Below are 21,799 nucleotides of genomic sequence, written 5' to 3'. Positions count from 1 at the left end.
ACGCGCCCGCGCTCAACGGGGGTGCGGCTAACTTTGCTCCGCGCCCGGATAGCTGGGCTTGTGTCGGGCCATCAGCTCGCCCGGAAGCGGCAGCAGCGCCGGTCCGCTGGTATAGAGCAGCGCCGCTTCGATCGCGCGACCGGGGAAGATCACGCTTAGCGCGGCGACATAGGCCGCCATCTGCCGCAGATGATAAGGCGGCACCTCACTGATATCGCGCGGTACCTGCCGCCCGGTCTTGAAATCGATGATCCGCACCAGAGCGTCGGTAACGAGCAGCCGATCGACCGTGCCAGCCACGACGATGCCATCGCTGAGCACGGCGCTGATCGGGGCCTCCGCCGAGCGGCGTCAGGGCCGAACAGCGCGGCGTAAGCTGCGGATCGTCGATCACCCGCAACGCCGCGGCATCGGCGATCGCCTCATTGCGCTCCGCCGCATCGCGTCACCTGCTCCGACGTCGCGCGAGCCAGCGATCGGCGGCGCGCGCGCGGTCGGCGGGCGCCACCGCCGGCAAGCCGCTCGAACAACGCGTGGATCAGCCGCCCGCGCTCAGCCGCCGCGCGCATCGCCGGAGTCGGCGGCGGATTCGCGACCGCATCTTCACCCAGCGACGACGGCGCGAGCGGGCGTGGCGGGCGGGCCTCCTGCGGTGCAAGGCGCCGTGCCCAGTCCGGCACGGCGGCGGCCTGCGCCTGCTCCGCGCGCGCCACGCCGCGCGGTCGGGCGCTGGTGGGTGGCGCGACGCCGGCAAAACTACGCGTGCCCTCCCCCGCCACGCCCAAAGCGTCGAAGGTGGCCGCCGCAACGCCATACCAGCTTTCCGGCGGCGGCTGTCCGTCCCATTTCGCGCTGAGCGAGCCTGCGATCACCAGCCGCTCCTCCGCGCGCGTCGCGGCGACATAGAACAGGCGCCAATGCTCCTGCCGCTCGCGCAATTCGGTGGCGGCGACCAGTTCGTCAATCTCCCCGGCGCGTTCATCCTTGCGCGGGCGAAACACCGGGAGCGGCTCGATCGCGTCGCCGGGGCGCCACATCAAACCGCCACGCATCGCCGCATCCGGATCGGCGGTGGCATCGGCAAGGATCACCAGCGGCGCCTGAAGCCCCTTCGCCCCGTGCGCGGTCAGCACGCGCACTGCATCCCGCGGCTGGGCGGCGTCGCGCACGATCTCCACCTCGCCGCGATCGAACCAGTCGAGGAACCGCTGGAGCGATGGCGTAGCGCTCGTCTCGAAATCGAGCGCGGCGGAAAGCAGCTCCTCGATCGGATCGCGCGCTTCCTCACCCAGCCGTTCGAGCAACTTGTGGCGACCGCTGAGCTGGCCGGAAAGAATTTCCTCCAGAAACTGATAGGGCGTCGTGAAATCCGCCCGCGCGAGCATCGTATCGAGCGACGCGAGCAGGCCGCGATGATGCGCCGACAGATGACGCCACAGGCTTCCAGTCCGGGGCACGGCGCGGGCGAGCAGTTCCTCCTGCGTCCACCCGATCAGCGGCGAGACGAGCAGGCTGGCGAGGCTCAGATCGTCGTCGGGTTGCAGCACGAAGCGGATCGCGGCGAGCAGATCCTGCACCGCGAGCGGAGCGTTGAGCCGCAGCCGGTCGACACCAGCGACCGGCACGCCTTCGGCATACAGCCGCGCAACGAGCAATTGCGCCAGTTCGCCACGCCGCTTGACGAGGATCATCACGTCCTCGGGCCGAAGCGGACGGCCCTTGCTCTCCAGCATCAGCCCGGCGTCGAGCCATGCCCTGACCTGCCTGGCGATGCGCGCGGCATTCTCGCGCACCGCGTCATCGACCCATTGTTCCTCGCCGTCGTCGTCCTCGCCTGCCCCCGCGCAAACCGGCGGCCACAGCTCGACCACACCGGGTCCGGGCACCTCGCTGGCGTGCGTCGGCACGGTTTCCGTCATGCCCAGCGCCTCATGCCCGAGCAGGTCGATCGCCGCGTCGACGAATTCCAGCACGGGCCGCGTCGAGCGGAACGAAGCGACCAGCGACAGCTTCTCGAACGGCAGCCCGCGCTCGTCGTCGGGCATCAACTCGTCGCCGACGACGTCTTTCGCGCGCATCGCGAAATAATGTTCGGCGGCGGCAAAGTTGATCGGATCGGTGCCCTGAAAGCCGAAGATCGCCTGTTTGTGATCGCCGACCGTGAACAGCGTGCGCGTCGACGGCGCATGAACGCCGCGTCCGACGAAATATTCATCGACCAGCGCGCGGACGATCCGCCACTGGTTCGCATTGGTATCCTGTGCTTCGTCGATCAGGACGTGTTCGGTGACCTGATCGAGCTTGAAGCGCACCCAGTCGCCGATCCCCGGCTGATCGAGCAGATCAACCGTCGCCGCGATAAGATCGTCGAAATCGACTGCTCCCACGCGCCGCTTCGCGGCGGCATAGCCGCGCGCATAATCGCGCCCGACGGTCAACGCGTCCGCGAGGAGATCTGCGAACGCGGCGCGAACACGCAGCGAGAGCAACTCGCCGCACGTCTCGAACAATCGCATCGCGAGATCGGCGTAAGCCTCGTCCTGCGGCGCCTGCCCCTTGCCGAACGAGCGCGGATCGCCATCCGCCTTGGCCCAAATCGTGTGAAGCGTATCGAGCGTCGCGGCGCGCTGTTCATCGTTCGCCGCGAGCCAGATCGCGATCGCCTCCGCCCGCGCGACGCCGTTCTTGGTGCCCCATTCACGATTCAGCGCGGCAATCGTCTCCAGCCCCCGCCGATCGAACGCATCGTCGCCACACGCCGCGCGGATCATCGCCTCGACATCGCCATCGGGCAGGCCGAGCGCGCGCCGCACATAGGGGCTGATGCCGCTCGGCAATGCCTCCAGCGCGCGGCTGGCGCGCGCGCAATCGCGCAGGAACGCTTCGGCCTTTTCCTCGCCCAGCCGCACCGACAGCGCGCCGATCGTCGCAACCGGCCCGCTCCGCCCCTCGCGTTCGGCATCGACCAGCAAGTCGCCCAGCGCCTGCCGCATCAGCAGCGCCTCCTCGCGCGGCTCGATCGGGCGGAAACCGGGGACGAGCCCCGCCTCAGCCGGGAATGCGGCGAGCAGCCCCTGGCAAAAGCCGTGGATCGTCTGAATGCGCAGCCCGCCGCCCGGCGCGTCGAGCACCTTGGCGAACAGCGTACGGGCGAGCGCGATTCGTTGCGGCGTCGGCTCCTCGCCCAATGCGATCAGATCTTGCCCCAATGCGGTTTCCGGCACACGCACCCATGCGGCGAGCCGCTGGCTGATCCGCGCGGCCATCTCCGCGGCCCCTGCCTTGGTGAAGGTGAGGCACAGGATCGCCCCCGGCTCCACCCCGCGCAGCAACAGCCGGAAGACGCGCGCCGCAAGCACCTGCGTCTTGCCGGTGCCGGCGGAGGCGGAAAGCCACACATGGCTGTCCGGCCGGCTCGCGGTGCGTTGTTCGCCACGCAGCGGCGGCAGCGGGGCAAGCGCGTCAGCGGTCACGGCCATACCATTCGTCGCGCCGCATCAACTGATCGTAGTCGGCATAAGGGGCATATTCCGGGTGGAGCTTGGCAACGAACGGCTCGTCACCCGTGAGCCATTTGCCGGCAGCGTCGGCGAACACGTTGCGCGCCAGCCCGACGAACTCGCTGGTGACGATCCGCTTGTTCTTGCCGGCGGGATCGACCGGCGAAGTGATCTGCCCGAACTCGTCGCGATATTTCGCCAGCGACCAATATTCGAATCCCCCGGCCGAGCCGGTGATCCCATCGAAGCCGCCCGCCTCCGCGATCGCGCCAAGCAGGCCGAGCTGCATCGAGAAACCCGCGCGGACAGCCGATGGAGATGGCGCCTTGCCGGTCTTGTAATCGACGATCACCAGCCCGCCATCCGCGGCGCGATCGATCCGGTCGAACTTGCCGGAGAGCTTGACCCCGGCCAGTTCCGCCGCGCCCTTTTCCTCGACGCGCAGCACCTCCCGACCAGCGGCGCGCTGGGCCGCCAGTTTCGCCGCGATCCAGTCGATCGCGGCGATCAGGCGCGGTTGCCACAATGCACGGAGCAACGGATGAGCTGCCGGATCGTCGAGCATCGCCAGCGCGCGCGGGCGCAGCTTGTCGATCGCGCAATCATCCTCGCGCGCCCATTTCTCCAGCACGTCGTGAACCGCCGTGCCGCGCCATGCGGCGGTGGGATCGGCATCGACCGGATCGAGCGCGCTGAGCCGCAGGATGCGCTGCGCATAAAAGGCGAACGGATCGGCCTTCAGTCGATCGACCTGCGTCACGGAAATCTCGCGCGGGCGCTGCTCGGTTGGCGGCGACGGCGCCGGGCGTGGCGCGGGAAGGTGCTCGGCGGGGCGATCGAGCGCCTCCGCCCAGCTTTCCAGATCATGCGCGCGGACGAAATCCTTCCCCGCCATCGCCTCCAGCCGAAGCCAGAAGCGCGAGGCGAGCGTGGGGGAACGGCCGTCGCGCCGGGCGCGGGTCAGCAGCACCTCGGGCGCGCCGAGCCCATGCCCGAAATCATGCGCGGCGACCCCGATGCGGCGCTCAAGCCCGGGCAGCCCCAGCGCGACGCGGATGCGTGGCGCCAGCCACGGATCGGGCGCGGGCGTGCCCGGCCATACGCCCTCGTTCAGTCCGCCGAGGATCATCACATCGGCGGTCTGCAACCGTGCCTCGATAAGGCCATAGATGGCGAGGCGCGGATGCCCGCCGGGCGCGGGCGGGGCGGCGGCCTCATCCATCAACAGCCGCAGCATCGGCGGCAGATCCTCCAGCGACACCGCGCGCGGCCCGGCGACCGCCTCCACCTCCAGTTCCGCGAGCAGATCGGCGGCGACGCGCCCGGCGGGGCCTCGCCATGCCTCGTCACCCGCCAGCGCGCTCGCCGCCTCGCGCAACGCGGCGATGCGGGCGGTGAGCGGGCGATCCATCGCGCCAAGTTCAGCCGCGATGGGGGCGAGCAATTCGCGCGCCTCGCTCCACCAGCGATCCTCGGCCAGTCTCGCGTCGATGCCCGCGAGCCCCGGTGCCGGACGCGGCCCGCGCAGCGCGCGATCAAGCCGGCGCACCCCATCCAGCCACGCCGCGCGCCCCTCGCCCGCGCGGACCAGCGGATGTTTGAGCAGAGTAAGCAACGGCAGTGGCGCGAAATCCTGCGCGGCGGCTTCCGCGATCGCGCTCAGCAACGTGCCCGGCGGCAAGATCGAAAGCGGGCGCCCGGCCGTATCGTCGATATCGATCTTCCAGCGTTGGCAATGCGCGGCAACGCGCCGCGCGAGCGCCCGATCCGGGGTGACGAGCGCCGCCGTCCGCGCTTCCGTTTCCAGCACCTCGCGCAGCGCCAGCGCGATCGCCTGTGCCTCTCCGGCGGGCGTCGCGAATTCGGCGGCGCGCACCCCGGCCAGCCGGCGATCCGCCGCAGCCAGCTCAGTCCATTTTCCGGTGAAATCGGCCGGCGCCAGCGCGTTGGCGATCGCCCGGCCGCGCGCCGCCGAGGCATCATGATCGCTGCCGTCGCGCCAGGTCATCACCTCGCCGCGCGCCACGCCAATGCGTTCGAGGAGCAGCTTCTGATGGAATTGCGGGTGCACCTCGATCGCGCGGCGGCGATCGTCCTTCGCGTGCGGGCCGAGCGCATCCCATTCCTCGATCGGCATCGCGGTATCGATCGCGGCCAGCACGACCATGCCGTTGGGCAGCATCGCGATGCTGCGCAGCAATCGCGCGACGGCGGGCGCGGAGTCCGTAATGCCCGCGGCGCAGACGAAGCCGGAAGGCGGCGCATCCCCCCACCTGTCCGCCAGCCGCGTCAGCAGCCGCGCGCGGCGATCAGCCAGATCGATCCGCCCCAGCCGCGCCAGTTCCTCCGGCCAGCGGTCCAGCACGATGCGGAAAGAGGCCAGCGCCCGTTGCCAATGTTCCGACAGTTCCGGCCCGAGATCCAACTCCGCGAGCCGTGACGGCGCGACCTCTTCGACGATCAACTGATCGAGCGTCCGTGCGAGTTCACCCGCCAGCCGCACGGCCTCCGCCGCGTCGAGATCGGGGCGTTCCTCCTGCACCAGCCGCGACAGGACCATGCGCCGCGCGAGCGGTGCGATCGCCGGCGGCACCGGCGCGCTGTCGTCCGCCGGATCGAGCGCGGCGCCGATCGCCTCACCCAGATCGTCGGCCCCGATCGCCACCAGCCGCGGCAGCACCAGCCCTCCGCCGGACGCACGCACGAACGCATCGGTGATCGCGATCTTCGCGCGATTGTTGGGCACCAGCACCAACCCGCGCGCTAGGCCGAGCGGCTCCGTGCCATATCGCCGCATCAATCCCGCGACGAGTGCGTCGGCAAAGGCCCGGTGCGCCGGGATCGTGTGGAGTTGGGGCGTCCGCCCCTCAGCCATCGGCGAGCAGATCCTCGGTCCGCCTGATCGCGCCGGGCGTGCCGACATCGAACCATAGGCCCTGATGCACCGTACCGAATGCGCGACCGGCCGCGATCGCGCGGTCCCAGAACAAATTGGTGGAGAACGGCCCCTCCGGCCAGTCCGCGATCAGCCTCGGGTGCATGATCTGCACCCCGGTCCACACGAACGGCGCCACCCGGCCGCGCCCGCGCCGGCCGGTGATCCGCCCATCAGGCGCGAGGCGGAAATCGCCCTGCCCGCTGTGATTGTGCGCGCGGGCATAGGGCACCATCAGCAGCAGCGCGTCCATCGCCGCATCGTCCCAGCGCGCGGCGAGCAGCCTGATCGCGTCGCTCGGCCCGTCGATCCACAGATTGTCGCTGTTGACGTAGAGGAACGGTTCGTCGCCGAGCAGGTCGCGCGCCTGCACCAGCCCGCCGCCCGTTTCCATCAGCCGGCCGCGTTCATCGGAAATGACGATCTCGATCCCGGAGATGCGATTGCGCAAATGCGCTTCGAGCGCGTCGGCGAGATAATGGACGTTGACCACGGCGCGCTCGACGCCGGCCGCCTTCAGCCGATCGAACACATGATCGAGCAAAGCCTTGCCCGCCACCTCGACCAGTGGCTTGGGCCGCGTCGCGGTGAGCGGACGCATCCTTTTGCCAAGGCCCGCCGCCATCACCATCGCGGTTTTGGGCACTTTGCCGCCGGGATCGGGGCGGATCGCTTTGGGTCGGCTCATCGCACTCGCTCTGCCAGGATCATCGGGTCGCCGCGCAATTCCGGCGGGATATTCGCATCGAACCATGCCGCGACCGGCGCAAGCGCGGGATAGGTCAGGTCGCGCTCCAGATAGGCCCAGACGCGCGGGCACAGCCCCGGATAGCGCGGCTTGCCGTCGCGCTTCCACAGCCGCGTGAAGATGCCGACGATCTTCGCGTTCCGCTGCGCGCCGAGCACATGATAAGCATCGAGGAACGCCTCGCCCTCGCCGGTTTCCGCGCGATAGCGCGCGAGCATCGCCTCTTCGATCGCGGGATCCACGTCACGCCGCGCATCCTGCAACAGCGACACGAGATCGTAAGCGGCATGGCCGGCAAGCGCGTCCTGAAAATCGAGCAGCCCCAGCCCGGCCGGGATCAGCATCAGATTTTCGACATGATAGTCACGCAACACCGTCACCGGGTGTTCGGGGATCGCACGCGCCAGCACCGCGTTCCACGCGGCCTGATAGCCGGCGACATCCACGTCGAGCCCGATCGCGGGGCAATACCATTCCACCAGCAGCGCAGCCTCGCGCTGCAATTCGGCGAAATCGTACGGACGCAGCCCGGCCATCGCGTCATGCCCGCGCAGCTCGACCAGCAGGTCGATCGCCGCCGCATAGAGCCGCATGGTCGCATCGGGATCGCTTTCGATCGCCTCGCGCATCCGATCGTCGCCAAAATCCTCGATCAGCACCAGGCCGGCGGCCTCGTCCGCCGCGTGGATCGCGGGCGCGGCGAAACCGCGTTCGATGAGCCAGCGCGCGATGGCGATGAACGGACGTGGATCTTCATGCGGCGGCGGCGCATCCATCAGCACGCCGCGTCGCGCGCCTTCCGTCACCCGGAAATATCGCCTGAAGGAAGCATCACCCGCCAGCGGCGCGATCTTGGCCCCGGCCCAGCCGTGGGCCGCGAGGAAGGCGCCGGCGCCGGCGGGAGGAATCATGTCGGTCGCCATCGCCTTTCCCAAGCCGGGGGCGCTTGCCAAGTCAAGCCGCGTGCGCCGTCCGGCAGGATCTCCAGCCTGATCCGCAGCGCATCGGGCCAGGCGTTCGGCCCTGCGTGCTCCGGCCATTCCACCAGCAGCGCGGAATCGTATCGCGCCTCGTTCAGCCCGAGTTCGTCCATCTCGCTCGGGTCATCGATGCGATAAAGATCGACGTGGAGCACCGGCAACCGCACTTCGGGCGGCGCATAGGGCTGGACGATCGCGAAGCTCGGCGAAGGCGCCTCTCCCGCCAGCCCAAGCGCCGCGAGCAGCCCGCGCGCGATGCTGGTCTTGCCCGCGCCAAGCGGCCCATCGAGTGTCACCACGTCGCCGGGCGCAAGCACCGCGGCGAGCGACGCGCCGATCGCCTCGGTCGCTGCCGGATCGTTGAGACGGATCATCGGCGCGGCAGTTCCACCGTCACCAGCGTGCCCTCGCCGGGCTCGCTGATCAGCGCCACCGTCCCGCGATGCGCCTCGACGAATTGCTTGGCGAGCGGCAACCCGAGATCGAGCGCGCGTTCTCCGCCAGTGGCGATCCCCGGCCGCGCGAACCGATCGAAGGCATGTGCCGCGGTTTCCGCATCCATCCCCGCCCCGCCGTCCGACACCACGATCCGGGCGCGTGCGGCGTTCCCGTCGGCATGGAGCAGCACGCGTCCACCTTCTCCGGCGGCGGTAATCGCGTGGCGCAGCAGATGTTCGATCACCTCTCGGATGCGGCGCGCGTCGCCCGTGATCCGGCCGATCGAGTGGCTGATTTCGATGACATAATCGATCTTGTCGCGCTTGGCCTGCGCGGCGACGCGATCGGCGGCGGCGCGCGCGATTACGGCGAGATCGATATCCTCGCGATCCAGCCCTTCGCCCTCGCTCACCACCTGGGTCAGATCGAGGACGTCATCGATCATCACCCCCAGTCGTTCGACGGATTCGAGGATCGCCTCGACATAGGCATCGGCCTGTTTGGTCATCTTGCCGGCATAGCCACCGTGCAACATCTCGGCGAAGCCGCTGATCGACGTGAGCGGCGTGCGCAATTCGTAGCTCATGCTCGCAACAAAGGCGGTCTTGATCCGGTCTGCGTCTTCCAGTGCCTGAGTGCGTTCGCGCAGCGCCTGTTCGATGCGGCGACTGTCGGTGATGTCGAGCATCGTGAACAGCGCATTGCCGTCGGGCAGCGGCACGGCGGCAAACTCGAACTGGCGCCCATCCGCCAGTTCGACCCTTCCGCTGCGCGTCTGCCGCTCGATCGTCGCGGCGCGCACCAGTTCGTTGATGAACTTCGCCTGGCCGGGGCTGGCGAGCTTGGACGCGACCTTTTCGGCCACCGCGTCGACTCGCGGATGCCCGCTGAGGAATTCCTCCTCCAGGCCCCAGAGCGCGCGGAAGCGGTTGTTCCACAATTGCAGCTTGCCGTTCGTGGCGAACACGCCAAGCGCCTCGAACAGATTGTCGAAAGTGGCGGTGCGCACTCGCAGCAAAGTGTCCCGCGCGGAGGCAAGCTGCACCTGTTCGGTGCGATCCTCGAAGATCACGAGCAGCGCGCCATCCGGCAGCGGCTGCGCGAGCACGCGGATATGCGCGCCATCGGGCAGCAGCCAGGTTTCCTCCACCGCGTTATCGGTCTGGATGAACCAGTCACGGCGTTCGGCCTTCCAGCCGGGGAAATCGCGTACCTCCGGCACGCGGTTCGCCTCGCGCATCCGTTCGAGCACGCGATCGAATTCCGGCCGGTCGGAAAGCCACTCGCTGCGCATCGCGAACATGCGGCGGAATGGCTGGTTGCAGAAAGTGAGCGCGCGATCCGGGCCGAATTGCGCCACGCCGGCCGAAAGCCGATCGAGCATCCCGCGTTGCGCGTCGGCGAAGCGACGCTCGCGCGCATGGGCCTGCTCCAAATCCTCGATATCGATCGCATAGCCGGCGACGCCGCCGGCCGGCAGCGGGATATCGTGCAGCCGCAGGGAGCGCCGCTCGCCAGCGATCGTGGCGGGCAGCACGCGCTCCTGCGGCCGGCCCTGCTCGCGTGCCGCGACCGCGCCGCCCAGTGGGCCGCCCTGCCCGGAGCCCTCGACCAGTTCCACGCCGCGCGCCACTACATCGGCCGCATCGACCGCCTCTACCGCCGCGACATAGGCCGTGTTGGCCATCGCCAGCTTGAGATCCGGCCCGCGATACCACATCGGCAGCGGCGCGGTTTCGATAAGGCCGGTCAGCGCCTCGAATGCGTTGAGCAGATCGACCTTCTGTTCGCTCAGCGCCTTGATCTCGCGCTGGCTGTCGGTGGCGTCGAACACCCAGATGACGACCGCGCCCGATCCCATTTCGAGCGGCGCGCGCTCGCCGCGCCACAGCAAGGTGCGCGAAGAGCCGGCAAGCGTCATCGGCCGCGCGAAACCGCGGCCGGATCGCTGCGCGGCAACGATATCGTGCTTAAGCCCGACGATGGTTTCGGCCGGCAGCACGCTCGCCAGTTCGTCGATCCGTTCCGGCAGTCCGTCGACACCCAGCCAACCCGCTACCCTGCGGTTCAGCTCGATCCGGCCATCGGCATAAGCGAGGATCGGCGATGCCGGCGCCGCCCCGAACAATGCCTCGAACCGCGCGTTCGCGGCGAGTGCCCCGCGCGCCCGCGCCTCCGCACGCAGCCCGGCGAACAGCAGCCACGCGCCCGCGATCAGCAACAGCGCAACGATCACCCCGCCGGTCAACGCGGCGGCAGTCGAGATTTCGATCATGCCGGGCTCACCTGCCCCTGATGGATCGTCATAAGAGCGGTGATAGGCAGAGTTTGGGCATGAAAAAAGGGGGCCGCGTCGCGCCCCCCTCGTTTCCTGTCATATTCCGGATCAATAACGATAATGATCGGGCTTGAACGGGCCTTCGACCTTCACGCCGATGTAATCCGCCTGCTTTTGGCTGAGCTTGCTGAGCTTCACGCCCAGCTTCTCCAGGTGCAGCGCCGCGACCTTTTCGTCGAGGTGCTTGGGCAGGACATAGACCTGATTCTGGTAATTCTCGCCCTTGGTCCAAAGCTCGATCTGCGCGAGCGTCTGGTTGGTGAAGGACGAGGACATCACGAACGACGGATGGCCGGTCGCGCAGCCGAGGTTCACGAGGCGGCCCTTGGCGAGCACGATGATCTGCTTGCCGTCCGGGAACTTCACCAAATCGGTGCCCGGCTTCACCTCGGTCCACTCATAGTTGCTGAGCGCGGCGATCTGGATCTCGCTGTCGAAATGCCCGATGTTGCAGACGATCGCCATCGGCTTCATCGCCTTCATGTGATCGGCGGTGATGACGTCGGCATTGCCGGTCGCGGTGCAGAAGATGTCGGCGCGGGTCACCGCTTCTTCCATCGTCACGACCTCGAAGCCTTCCATCGCGGCCTGCAACGCGCAGATCGGATCGACTTCGGTGACGAGCACGCGCGCGCCGCCGTTACGCAGCGACTGTGCCGAGCCCTTGCCGACATCGCCGAAGCCGGCGACGCAGGCGACCTTGCCGGCCAGCATCACGTCGGTCGCGCGGCGGATCGCGTCGACCAGCGATTCCTTGCAACCATAGAGGTTGTCGAACTTCGACTTGGTGACCGAATCGTTCACGTTGATCGCCGGGAACGGCAGTTCGCCCTTCTTGGCGATCTCGTACAGGCGGTGGACGCCGGTGGTGGTCTCTTCCGAAACGCCCTTCAGGTTCTTCACCGTCTCGGTCAGATAACCCGGCTTCTTGGCGATGAACGCCTTCAGCGCGCGCTGGAATTCGATTTCCTCGGCATTCTCCGGCTCGCCGAAGCTCTCGCCGCGCTCCAGCTTCGCGCCCCACAGCGCGAACATCGTCGCGTCGCCGCCGTCGTCGAGGATGATGTTGGCGGTCTGGCCGTTGCCGTCATCCCAATCGAAGATCGAGCCGACATAGTCCCAATATTCCGCGAGGCTCTCGCCCTTCACCGCGAACACCGGGATGCCGGCCGCGGCGATCGCGGCGGCGGCATGGTCCTGCGTCGAATAGATGTTGCAGGTCGCCCAGCGCACGTGGGCGCCCAGCGCGGTCAGCGTTTCGATCAGCACCGCGGTCTGGATCGTCATGTGCAGCGAGCCGGTGATGCGCGCGCCCTTCAGCGGCTGCGACGCACCGAATTCCTCGCGCAGCGACATCAGGCCGGGCATTTCGGTTTCGGCGATCTCGATTTCCTTGCGACCGAAATCGGCAAGGCTGATGTCCTTGATGACGTAATCACTGGTCGGGCGATCGAGCACGGTAGCCACGGCGGAATTCTCCGAAAAAATAGGGTCGACCAAGGCGCATCGCACCGGCCGGCATGCGCGCGCCTTTACCCGCGCGAGCGTTCGGATGCAAATATAAAGATATCTTTATGTGAGCCTTTGGCGCGAACGATCAGGCGTGCCCGCTTTCGTTGGCGAGCAGGCGGGGATCGATGCCGACGCTGGCAAAGCCGTCCGCCCAGCGGGCATCGGCCGGCGTGTCGAACAGGATCGCCTCACCCCCCGCATCGAGGTTCAACCAGCCGTGGCGTGTCATCTCTCCATCGAGCTGCCCCGGCCCCCAGCCGGCATAACCCAGCGCGACCAGCCATCGCGCCGGCCCCTTGCCCGCCGCGATCGCGCGCAACGCGTCGAGCGTGCCCGACAAGGCCCAGCGCCCCGCGACGTCGACCGTATCCGCCCCGCCCCAATCGCGGCTGTGCAGCACGAAGCCGCGCCGCGTCTCGACCGGGCCCCCGCGATGCACCGGCACGTCGGGCGCCTCGCCCGGATCGATATCCACCTGACGCAGCACGTCATGCAACGTCAGGCCGTCGAACGTCGCGCCGATGTCGATTCCCATCGCGCCTTCGTCATCATGGGCGCAAACCGCGATCACCGCCTGATCGAAGCGCGGATCGCCGATTCCGGGCATGGCCAGCAGAAATTGGCCGGCAAGAAAGTTCGCAGACTCCATTGTCGCAAGCATAACGACCGAGATCGGCTCAGGCCACGCTTGAAAATCACGCACGCGCTTGCGACGTAGCCGCCACCGCGTTTCCGCGGCGACAGGAGATTCCACGATGACGATCAGCGTCGGCGACAAGCTGCCCAAGACCAATCTCGTCAAGGCGACCGCCAACGGGCCTGAGGCGGTGGACAGCGAAGAATATTTCAAGGGCCGCCGCGTCGCGCTGTTCGCGGTGCCGGGCGCCTTCACGCCGACCTGCTCGGCCAAGCATCTGCCGGGTTTTGTCGATAAGCACGACGAACTGACCGGCAAGGGCATCGACGAAGTGGCCTGCACCGCCGTCAACGATCCGTTCGTGATGGGCGCATGGGCAAAGTCGAGCAATGCCGGCGACATCACGATGCTGGCGGACGGCAATGGCGATTTCGCCGAAGCGATCGGCCTCACCATGGATGGCTCGAAATTCGGGCTCGGCAAGCGCAGCCAGCGCTATTCGATGATCGTCAACGATGGCGTCGTCGAGCAGCTCAACGTCGAGGGTCCGGGCGAATTCAAGGTCAGCACCGCCGAGCATATGCTCGCCAACATCTGATCGGCCGGCATGCGCGTCGCCCGCTTCGCGCGGGTGGGGCGCATGCCCGATCGGTTCTAGGCGGCGATCGTCATCGTCGCGATCAGGCCGGGCTCGTTATCGCTCAGGGTTAGCGTGCCGCCATGCAGATGCGCCACCGCCGCGACCAGCGACAGGCCTAGCCCCGCGCCACCCTCATGCCGCGCCGCATCCAGCCGGCCGAAGCGTTTGAGCGCGTCATTGCGCGCCTCGGGCGGAATCCCGTTCCCCTCGTCGGCGACACTGATCGCCACCTCATGCGCGTGCGCGATCGCCGACAACGTGATCGCGCCGGCGCCATATTTCAGCGCATTGTCGACCAGGTTGGCGAGCGCCTGCCCCAGCATCTCGCGATTCGCATTGATCGCGATCGGCTGCGCGATATCGACCGTGATGCTCTTGCCGCGATCCTCCGCCAGCGGGCCGAACATATCGGCCAGATCACCGAGCATCACCCCAAGATCCACCTCACCGAAAGCTTCGCGCCCCAGCCCCGCCTCCGCGCGCGTGATGCGCAAGGCGGTGTCGAGCATCGCCAGCAGGCGCTCGCCCTCATCCATCGCGCGCAGGATCATCGTGCGCCCCGCCTCGTCCGGTGCGGCGGCTAGCGCGCGTTCCAATGTCGCGCGCAGCCGGGTGAGCGGCGCGCGGAGATCGTGCGCCAGTCCGTCCGTCGCCACCTTCAGCTCGCCAACCAGCGCCGCGATCCGATCGAGCATCGCGTTGACCGCCTCGGCCAGCGCCTCGAACGCATCGTTGCCGCCGCCCAGCGGCACGCGGCGCGTCAGGTCGCCTGCCGCCACCGCGTCGGCGGTCGCCACCGTGCGGCCCAGCCGTCGCTCGATCATCCGCGCCGCGATCACGCCCGCCAGCCCGGCGAAGATCAGCGCCACTGCCATCGCCAGCAGCATCGCCTCCTCCATCGCGCGGGCGAAGCGGAGTTCGCTTTCGATAACGTGTCCGGTCAGCAGCCGGCTGCCATCCGGCAATCGTGTCGCGATCACCCGCATCCGCTCTGAAAGATCGCGATCGATGCGAAAAATCTCGATCGTCGACGGATCGCCTCCCGCGGCAACGGTCGGCGGCCAGTCCGCGACATTGCCGGCGAGGAAGCGGCCGTCGTGATCCACCAGCAGCAGCACGAGTTGCGCTCCGCGCGCGCGCACCATCCGCGAGACCTCGGCCCTCGCCGCCGCCGTACCGCCGCGATGATAGGTTTCGAGCAGCCCATGCCTCACCCGTTCCGCCGCTTCCCCGGCGGCGGCGGTGATCTGCCCGCGCGTGATTTCCCGCACGGTGCCCAGCGTGATCGCCGCGCCCGCCAGTTGCAGCCCGAAGACCAGCGCCGCGAAGCGCAGGGTCGTGGAACGGGGCAGCCGCAGCCTTATCGCTCGACGCCCAGCTTATAACCCGCGCCGCGCACCGTGTGGAGCAGCGGCCGCGCGAAGCCCTCGTCGATCTTCTTGCGCAGGCGGCTGATATGCACGTCCGTCACGTTGGTGCCCGGATCGAAATGATAATCCCACACACCCTCGAGCAGCATCGTGCGCGTCACCACCTGATCGACGTGGCGCAACAGATATTCGAGCAGCCGGAATTCGCGTGGCTGGAGGTCGACCGGCTTGCCCGCGCGCTTCACGCGATGCGCGAGCAGGTCCATCTCCAGATCGTCGCAGATCAGCTTGGTCTCCGGCGCGTTGCCGCTTGATTGCCCGCGCCGCACCAGCAGGCGGACGCGAGCGAGCAACTCCGCGAAGACGAACGGCTTGGTGAGATAATCGTCCGAGCCGGAGGTGAGCCCGGCGACGCGATCCTCCGGCGTGCTCATTGCGGACAGGATCAGTACCGGCGTCGACACCCCCGCCGCGCGGACGGCTGCCAGCACGGCCATGCCATCCAGCCCCGGCAGCATGCGATCGAGCACGATGCAGTCATATCCGCCGTCGGTCGCCTGGAACAGGCCATCGCGGCCATTGTCCACGCGATCGACGACGAAGCCCGCCTCGCTCAATCCGTTGGAGATATAATCGGCTGTCGAATCGTCATCTTCGACCAAAAGGATCTTGCTCAATTCGCGCCTCCCGGCGCCTCCTTTAGCAAGGTAACATCGATCGCGTCACCATTTCGCTGCACTTTCAGCAAGGTGGGCACCGGCCTCGCTTCGGCCGCGCGCAGCGTGACGAGCGTGGCATCGGCATGGCCGTTGATCGCCTTCACGGTATCGCCCACCTTCAGCCCGGCATTGGCCTCCGCGCCGCCCGTCCGCAGACTGGTGACGACCAGTGCATGATGTTTCGCGCTGATCACCGGCGAATAGGTCGCGCCGCCAACCGCGCCGCGCGGGGCGGCGTGCGGCACCCCATCCGCGAGCAGCCCGAAAGCTCCCGCACCTAGCGCCGCCGCCCCGATCGCCGCCCAGCCTGCCATGCGCAATCCGTTCATCGCTGGATGCTCCGGCAGTGGCCGATCGGCAGAGGAGGAGAGCGGCGGCGCATGTTGCATATCCACACCGACCATGCGGCACGCGCGGTTGAAGCGGTGTGGGCACACCATGACAAATCGGTCATGGTGCATTTGGGCGACGCGCCGCGCGCGATCACGTCGCCGGCCACTGATGGACCGGCGATCGTCTCTTCATCGCTGATGAAATTGGTCGGGGCGACAGGATTCGAACCTGCGACCCCCACACCCCCAGTGTGATGCGCTACCAGGCTGCGCTACGCCCCGACCGGAGGGCGGCCTCTACGCGCGCTCCGGCGACAACGCAAGCCGCCTCACACCAACTTGCGCCAATGCATCCCGTCCCATGCGTCGATCGCCATTTCCTGCGGCGAATGCGCACGCAGCGCGCGGCCGAATGCCTTCTGATGTTCCGCCGCACCATGCGCCGCCAGCGCCTCCACGCTCGCCCAGCGTTCCGCAACGCGGATCAGATCGGGATCGGCGGCATCGAAGGCGAAGCTATATTCGTCGCAACCTGCCTCCGCGCGCACCGTTTGCGCGTGATCGGCGAGCAGTTGCGCCGCTTTCGCGCCTTCACCCGCAGCCAGTCGAATCGTTCCCATCACCAGAATCGTCATCATCCACTCCGTTTTCGTGCCGGCGCGTTTCCGCCCTCACGTTGCTTTAACATCGCGTCATGTTGCGCCGCTATCGTTACGATGATAGCGCCGCACGCTTCCGCGCGGGTCTTTCGCCCGCCGTACTATAATGAACGGGTAAAATGCTCATTTCTCCAGCTTACGCCCAGGTGGCCGGGGGCGCCGCGCAGCAGAGCGGGATCGCCGGATTCCTTGGCCTCGCGCCGCTGTTTCTCGTTTTCATCGTCTTCTATTTCCTGATGATCCGTCCGCAACAACGGCGGATGAAGGCGCTTCAGACCGCGGTCGGCAGCGTGAAGAAGGGCGATTCGGTCGTCACGGCGGGCGGTTTGCTCGGCAAGGTGACCAAGGTGGAAGACACCGTCGTCGAGGTCGAAATCGCGCCCAACACCCGCGTTCGGGTGGTCAAGGCGACGCTGGCGGAAGTCACTCCGCTCGGCGGCAAGCCGGCGAACGACTAAGATGCTGGACTTCCCGCGCTGGAAGGTCCTGTCGATCTGGGGGCTGCTTGCCGTGCTGGTGGCGCTGGCGATTCCCAGCCTGCTCCCGCAGCGACTGACGGATCAATGGGGCCACTTCCCGCACCCGCGCATCAACCTCGGGCTCGATCTCGCCGGCGGCAGCTATCTGCTGCTCGAAGCGGACGTGAACGATCTCCAGTCGAGCCGGCTGGAGCAGATGCGCGAACAGGTGCAGACGGAAATGCGCCGCCAGAACCCGCAGATCGAGATCGGCGATATCTCGACGCGCGAGGGGCGGCTTTCCTTCCTGCTGCGCGATCCGACGCAGGTCGATGCGGCGCGCGAGCGGCTGCTGTCGATCACCGGCGGCGGCGCGGGCATGACGGGCCAGCGCGAATGGGACATTGCGGTGGTGGATACCAGCCGCTTCGTCCTCACCCCCACGACGGCCGGGCTGAACCAGGCGGTCGATCGTGCGATGGGCGACGCGACCGAAGTGGTTCGCCGTCGTATCGACGAGCTTGGCACGCGTGAACCGACGATCATCCGTCAGGGCACCAGCCGTATCGTCGTGCAGGTACCGGGCTTGCAGAACCCGCAGGCGCTGAAGGATCTGCTCGGCAAGACCGCCAAGCTGGAATTCAAGCTGGTCGATCCGACCGCGACGCCGGATCAGCTTCGCAACAAGCAGGCGCCGATCGGCAGCCAGATCCTGCCCTATCCGAACAATCCCAGCGGCGTGCCGTTTATCGCGGTGAAGCGTTCCGCGATCATCACCGGCGACATGCTGACGGACGCGCGGCAGGAATTCTCGCCGCAGACCAACGAGCCGCAGGTTGCGATCACCTTCGATAGCCAGGGCGGCCGTCGTTTCGCCAAGGTGACGCAGGATAACGTCAACAAGCCATTCGCGATCATCCTCGATAACAGCGTGATCTCGGCTCCGAACATCAACGAGCCGATCATGGGCGGGCGCGCCTCGATCTCGGGCAGCTTCACCGTCGACAGCGCCAACCAGCTCGCGATCGCCTTGCGTTCGGGCAAGCTGCCGGTGGCGCTGAAGGTGGTCGAGGAATCGACCGTCGGGCCTGATCTCGGCGCGGATTCGATCCGGGCCGGCATCCTTGCCTCCGCCGTCGCCGTCGCGCTGGTCGTGGCGTTCATGTTCGTCACCTACGGCCGCTTCGGCATCTATGCGAACCTCGCCGTTATCATCAACGTGTTCGTCATCGTCGGCGTGCTCGCGCTGATCGGCGGCACGCTCACCCTGCCCGGCATCGCCGGCTTCGTGCTGACGATCGGCACCGCGGTGGACGCCAACGTGCTGATCAACGAGCGTATCCGTGAGGAACGACATCGCGGGCGCAACATCGTGCAGGCGGTGGAATTGGGCTATAAGGAGGCGAGCCGAACGATCTTCGAGGCGAACATGACCCATGCCATCTCCGGCGTTATCATGTTCGTGCTGGGTTCGGGGCCGGTGAAGGGCTTCGCGGTGGTGTTGCTGATCGGCATCGTCACCTCGGTGTTCACTGCCGTCACCTTCACCCGGATGCTTGTGGCGCAGTGGCTTCGCCGCGCTAAGCCCAAGACGATCAATATCTGAGGCGAGCGATACGATGAAACTCCTTAAGCTCGTCCCCGACGATACGAACATCGATTTCGTCCGCCTGCGCGGCTGGGCGTTCGGCCTCACCCTGTTCCTGTCGATCCTCGCGGTCGGCCTCACCTTCTACCACGGCCTCAATTTCGGCGTGGATTTCGAAGGCGGCCTGATGATCGAGGAAAAGTTCGCGACCACGCCCGATCTCGATAAGGTCCGCAAGGTCGTCGATGCGCAGGGCGTGGGCGATGCGTCGCTCCAGCAGTTCGGCGATCCCCGGACGATCACGATCCGCCTGCCCGCGCAGCAGGGCGCCGATGAGGGCGCGACCAACGCCGTCGTCAAAAAGGTGGAAACCGCGCTGGCGCAGAACTTCCCCGGCGCGACGTTCAGCCGCTATTCCACCGTTTCCGGCAAGGTTTCGGGCGAGCTGATCCGCAATGGCGTGCTGGCGGTGGTGCTCGCGATTCTCGGCATCGGCCTGTTCGCGATCTTCCGCTTCGAATGGCAGTTCGGCATCTCCACCGTCGTGGCGATCGTCCACGATCTGCTGATGACGCTTGGCTTTTTCGCGCTGACGCAGTTCGAGTTCGATCTCAATATCGTCGCGGCGGTGCTGACGATTGTCGGCTATTCGATCAACGACAAGATCGTGATCGACGATCGCATCCGCGAAAATATGCGTCGTTATCGCAAGATGGATATGCGCGAGATCATCAACCTGTCGGTGAACGAAACGCTGCCGCGTACGGTGATGACCTCCGTGACGATCCTTCTGGCGTTGTTTGCGCTGCTCTTCCTCGGTGGCCACGTGCTGCGCGGGTTCACCGCGGCGATGATCCTCGGCATCGTGGTCGGCACCTATTCGTCGATCTACGTTTCCTCCTCGCTGCTCATCACGCTCGGCCTGCGTGCCGAGCCGCCGGCCGCCTCGCCGGGCGCCAATGACCGCGCCGAGCGCGTCGGTCCGCGCGAAGGGTGAAGCTGGAACGTACGCGCGATGCCGCCGGGCCGATCATCAAGGGGATCGGCCCGGCGGGGTTTCGCACCGATGACGGCACTTTCCCCGCGCTGATGATGACGGTGGATTCGGTCGCCGCATGGTCTCCGCCGCCGCTTGCGGATCTCACTGCCGACGATCTCGCCCCGCTCGTCGCCGTCGCGCCGGAGTTCATCCTGCTCGGCACCGGCGACGATCTCTCGCGGCCGCCGCGCGCGCTGGTGACATGGCTGGAGGAGCGCGGGATCGGTATCGAGCCGATGGACAGCCGCGCCGCCGCCCGCACCTGGGGCGTTTTGCGTGGCGAAGGGCGGCAAATCGCCGCCGCGCTCTATCCGCTGGACTGACGCGCCGCGACCAATCCCGCGAGATGCGCATAGAGCGCCGCCGTATTCGCCTCCCACGTAAAGCGCAGCGCGTGCGCACGCACCGCCTCGAGCGATGGCGGCACAGCAAGCAATTCCCCGATCGCCGCAGCGAACGCCCCCGCCTCGCGCGGCACCACCTGTCCGGCTGGGGGCGCGGTCACCACTTCGTGGGCGCCGCCCGCGGGGGAAATCACGATCGGGGTGCCGCAGGCGAGCGCCTCGACCCAGGCATTCGCCAGCCCTTCGGACGCCGAGGCCAGCGCCATCACATCCGCCGCCGCGATCAACGCGGGCAGATCGCCATGTGGCACCGATCCGAGCAACCGCACGCGATCCCCCAGCCCTGCTCGCGCGATCTGCGTTTCAAGCGCCGCGCGCGCCGCGCCCTCGCCAGCGATCAGCAAGCTCACGCCGTCGAGTCGCGCCACCGCGTCGATCACGATATCGTGCCCCTTGCGCGGGATCAGCGCGCCGACCGACACGACGAGCGCGCCGCTGACACCCAGCGCCGCTTTCGCTGCCGCGCGATCGACCGGCGCGAACCGCGCGAGATCGACCCCGGTGTGGTGCACCCGCACCTTTTCCGCCGGAATGCCGATCCCCGCCATGTCGCCGACCATCGCCTGCGACACCGCGAGCAGGCCATCCGCGGCCAGCCCCGCCGCGCGCACCTGTCGCGCCGTCCCCGGTGCATGCCCCCAGTGATGGATATCCGCCCCGCGCGCCTTGATCGACACCGGCACGCCAAGCTCCCGCGCGAGCGCCACCGCCGCCGGCCCATCCGGGAAGAAGAACGACGCGTCGATCACATCGAACGCGCGCGCTCCGATCGCCTGTCGCACCGCGCGCCGCATCGCATTTGCGTGAAACCGCCCGCCGGTGCCTGGGAGCACGGTGAAGCGCGGCCGCAGCACCTCCACGCCCTTCCATTGCTCCCGCGCCGGGAGTGCCGCGAGCGCGTGATAATGCGGATGGCGATCAAGCGGCCATGGCGGCAATCCGACCGGCGCGACCACCGTCAGCGCCACATCCGGATGCGCGGCCAGCCCCAGCGTCTGCCGCTCGACAAACACCCCGAAATTGGGCCGCGACGCATCCGGGAACAGCGAGGAAAGGGTCAGCACGCGCAACATCACGCGATCCCTTAGCCCAGCGGGGTTAAGGTCGGGTAGCGTGGGCCGTGGATGTTTGTCGGGGCGTCTTAGCCGCCATTGTCCCCTGCGGCCGCCGCCAGACGCTCAAGCCACGCCCGCGCCTGTTTTGGTTCGCCCACAGCTTCCGGGCCAACCGGGCCGCGTGATGCGAGGAATTGCTGCTGCAGTTCAAACGGGGGCATCGCGAGTTTCGCTCTCGCCCCGTCTATCGCCTGACCAATTTCGTTCAGATTCTCGATAGTCGGAGCGACGGCAGCGCGCGCCGTGCGATCACGGTTATGATCGAACAGGCCCCATTTTCCCGCAGCCGTAACCCGCAGTGCATCGACAAGCGCGGCAGTATATTCCGCTTCAAGTTCCGAACGACGGACATCCAGCTGCGCAAGGCGATCGGCTTTGGCCATGGCC

General features: G+C 67.5%; 18 protein-coding genes, 1 tRNA gene and 1 pseudogene. 5 read left to right on the top strand and 15 right to left on the bottom strand.

Annotated features, from left to right (window positions below; genetic code table 11):
- Positions 1 to 27: 27 nt before the first annotated feature.
- The 8 genes and pseudogenes from addA to P0Y64_15335 all read right to left on the bottom strand — a co-directional run bounded on the left by addA (position 28) and on the right by P0Y64_15335 (position 13,100).
- Positions 28 to 3,479, bottom strand: a pseudogene (gene addA / locus P0Y64_15370) (double-strand break repair helicase AddA).
- Positions 3,463 to 6,375 carry a PD-(D/E)XK nuclease family protein gene (locus tag P0Y64_15365; protein ID WEK42735.1) on the bottom strand — a complete coding sequence of 971 codons (2,913 nt, stop codon included), beginning with the start codon at positions 6,373 to 6,375 and terminating at the stop codon, positions 3,463 to 3,465. Before P0Y64_15365 ends, addA begins: the two are co-directional and overlap by 17 nt.
- Positions 6,368 to 7,123, bottom strand: a complete 756-nt coding sequence (locus tag P0Y64_15360; protein ID WEK42734.1) for a nucleotidyltransferase family protein — start codon at positions 7,121 to 7,123, stop codon at positions 6,368 to 6,370. The genes P0Y64_15365 and P0Y64_15360 overlap by 8 nt, the downstream gene beginning before the upstream one ends.
- Positions 7,120 to 8,106 (bottom strand): phosphotransferase, encoded by a 987-nt coding sequence (locus P0Y64_15355; protein ID WEK42733.1) that lies wholly within the window; start codon positions 8,104 to 8,106, stop codon positions 7,120 to 7,122. The genes P0Y64_15360 and P0Y64_15355 overlap by 4 nt, the downstream gene beginning before the upstream one ends.
- A complete protein-coding gene (tsaE, locus tag P0Y64_15350) occupies positions 8,091 to 8,537 on the bottom strand; it encodes a tRNA (adenosine(37)-N6)-threonylcarbamoyltransferase complex ATPase subunit type 1 TsaE (protein ID WEK42732.1) in 447 nt (148 codons plus the stop codon). The genes P0Y64_15355 and tsaE overlap by 16 nt, the downstream gene beginning before the upstream one ends.
- Positions 8,534 to 10,876 carry a PAS-domain containing protein gene (locus P0Y64_15345; protein ID WEK42731.1) on the bottom strand — a complete coding sequence of 781 codons (2,343 nt, stop codon included), beginning with the start codon at positions 10,874 to 10,876 and terminating at the stop codon, positions 8,534 to 8,536. Before P0Y64_15345 ends, tsaE begins: the two co-directional genes overlap by 4 nt.
- 111 nt (positions 10,877 to 10,987) lie before the next feature.
- Positions 10,988 to 12,397 (bottom strand): adenosylhomocysteinase, encoded by a 1,410-nt coding sequence (gene ahcY / locus P0Y64_15340; GenBank protein ID WEK45074.1) that lies wholly within the window; start codon positions 12,395 to 12,397, stop codon positions 10,988 to 10,990.
- Between the two features lie 139 nt (positions 12,398 to 12,536).
- Positions 12,537 to 13,100, bottom strand: coding sequence for a YqgE/AlgH family protein (locus P0Y64_15335; GenBank protein WEK42730.1), 564 nt, complete (start codon positions 13,098 to 13,100; stop codon positions 12,537 to 12,539).
- A gap of 106 nt (positions 13,101 to 13,206) precedes the next feature.
- On the opposite strand from P0Y64_15335, the gene P0Y64_15330 reads away from it, so the two are divergent.
- On the top strand, positions 13,207 to 13,686 hold the full coding sequence (locus P0Y64_15330) for a peroxiredoxin (GenBank protein WEK42729.1): 480 nt from the start codon (positions 13,207 to 13,209) through the stop codon (positions 13,684 to 13,686).
- 56 nt (positions 13,687 to 13,742) lie between these two features.
- Here the strand turns inward: P0Y64_15330 and P0Y64_15325 are convergent, their stop codons facing one another.
- From P0Y64_15325 to P0Y64_15305, 5 genes are all read right to left on the bottom strand, one after another.
- A complete protein-coding gene (locus P0Y64_15325; protein WEK42728.1) occupies positions 13,743 to 14,999 on the bottom strand; it encodes an ATP-binding protein in 1,257 nt (418 codons plus the stop codon).
- Positions 15,000 to 15,088: 89 nt separating this feature from the next.
- A complete protein-coding gene (locus P0Y64_15320) occupies positions 15,089 to 15,775 on the bottom strand; it encodes a response regulator transcription factor (GenBank protein ID WEK42727.1) in 687 nt (228 codons plus the stop codon).
- Positions 15,772 to 16,146 (bottom strand): hypothetical protein, encoded by a 375-nt coding sequence (locus tag P0Y64_15315; protein WEK42726.1) that lies wholly within the window; start codon positions 16,144 to 16,146, stop codon positions 15,772 to 15,774. The genes P0Y64_15320 and P0Y64_15315 overlap by 4 nt, the downstream gene beginning before the upstream one ends.
- Positions 16,147 to 16,354: 208 nt before the next feature.
- Positions 16,355 to 16,431 (bottom strand) — tRNA-Pro (locus P0Y64_15310).
- A 47-nt stretch (positions 16,432 to 16,478) separates the two neighbouring features.
- A complete protein-coding gene (locus P0Y64_15305; GenBank protein WEK42725.1) occupies positions 16,479 to 16,784 on the bottom strand; it encodes an antibiotic biosynthesis monooxygenase in 306 nt (101 codons plus the stop codon).
- Positions 16,785 to 16,927: 143 nt separating this feature from the next.
- On the opposite strand from P0Y64_15305, the gene yajC reads away from it, so the two are divergent.
- Genes yajC through P0Y64_15285 form a run of 4 tightly spaced genes read left to right on the top strand, consistent with a single transcriptional unit; the run spans position 16,928 to position 20,216 of the window.
- Positions 16,928 to 17,266, top strand: a complete 339-nt coding sequence (gene yajC, locus P0Y64_15300; GenBank protein WEK42724.1) for a preprotein translocase subunit YajC — start codon at positions 16,928 to 16,930, stop codon at positions 17,264 to 17,266.
- A 1-nt stretch (position 17,267) separates the two neighbouring features.
- The gene (secD, locus tag P0Y64_15295) at positions 17,268 to 18,872 is read left to right on the top strand and encodes a protein translocase subunit SecD (GenBank protein WEK42723.1); all 1,605 of its coding nucleotides are present in this window, start codon (positions 17,268 to 17,270) and stop codon (positions 18,870 to 18,872) included.
- Positions 18,873 to 18,885: 13 nt separating this feature from the next.
- On the top strand, positions 18,886 to 19,851 hold the full coding sequence (gene secF / locus P0Y64_15290; GenBank protein ID WEK42722.1) for a protein translocase subunit SecF: 966 nt from the start codon (positions 18,886 to 18,888) through the stop codon (positions 19,849 to 19,851).
- On the top strand, positions 19,848 to 20,216 hold the full coding sequence (locus tag P0Y64_15285; protein WEK42721.1) for an Mth938-like domain-containing protein: 369 nt from the start codon (positions 19,848 to 19,850) through the stop codon (positions 20,214 to 20,216). Before secF ends, P0Y64_15285 begins: the two co-directional genes overlap by 4 nt.
- Here P0Y64_15285 and P0Y64_15280 read toward each other — a convergent pair.
- Complete coding sequence (locus P0Y64_15280) at positions 20,201 to 21,370, bottom strand: glycosyltransferase (GenBank protein ID WEK42720.1); 1,170 nt, start codon at positions 21,368 to 21,370, stop codon at positions 20,201 to 20,203. The two genes, P0Y64_15285 and P0Y64_15280, sit on opposite strands and share 16 nt — an antisense overlap.
- A gap of 68 nt (positions 21,371 to 21,438) precedes the next feature.
- Positions 21,439 to 21,795 (bottom strand): hypothetical protein, encoded by a 357-nt coding sequence (locus tag P0Y64_15275; GenBank protein ID WEK42719.1) that lies wholly within the window; start codon positions 21,793 to 21,795, stop codon positions 21,439 to 21,441.
- Between the last annotated feature and the right edge of the window lie 4 nt (positions 21,796 to 21,799).

Source organism: Candidatus Sphingomonas colombiensis (assembly GCA_029202845.1).
Classification (GTDB): Bacteria; Pseudomonadota; Alphaproteobacteria; order Sphingomonadales; family Sphingomonadaceae; genus Sphingomonas; species Sphingomonas colombiensis.
Note: the sequence above shows the minus strand (reverse complement) of the source record. Positions and strands in the feature narration are given on the sequence as shown.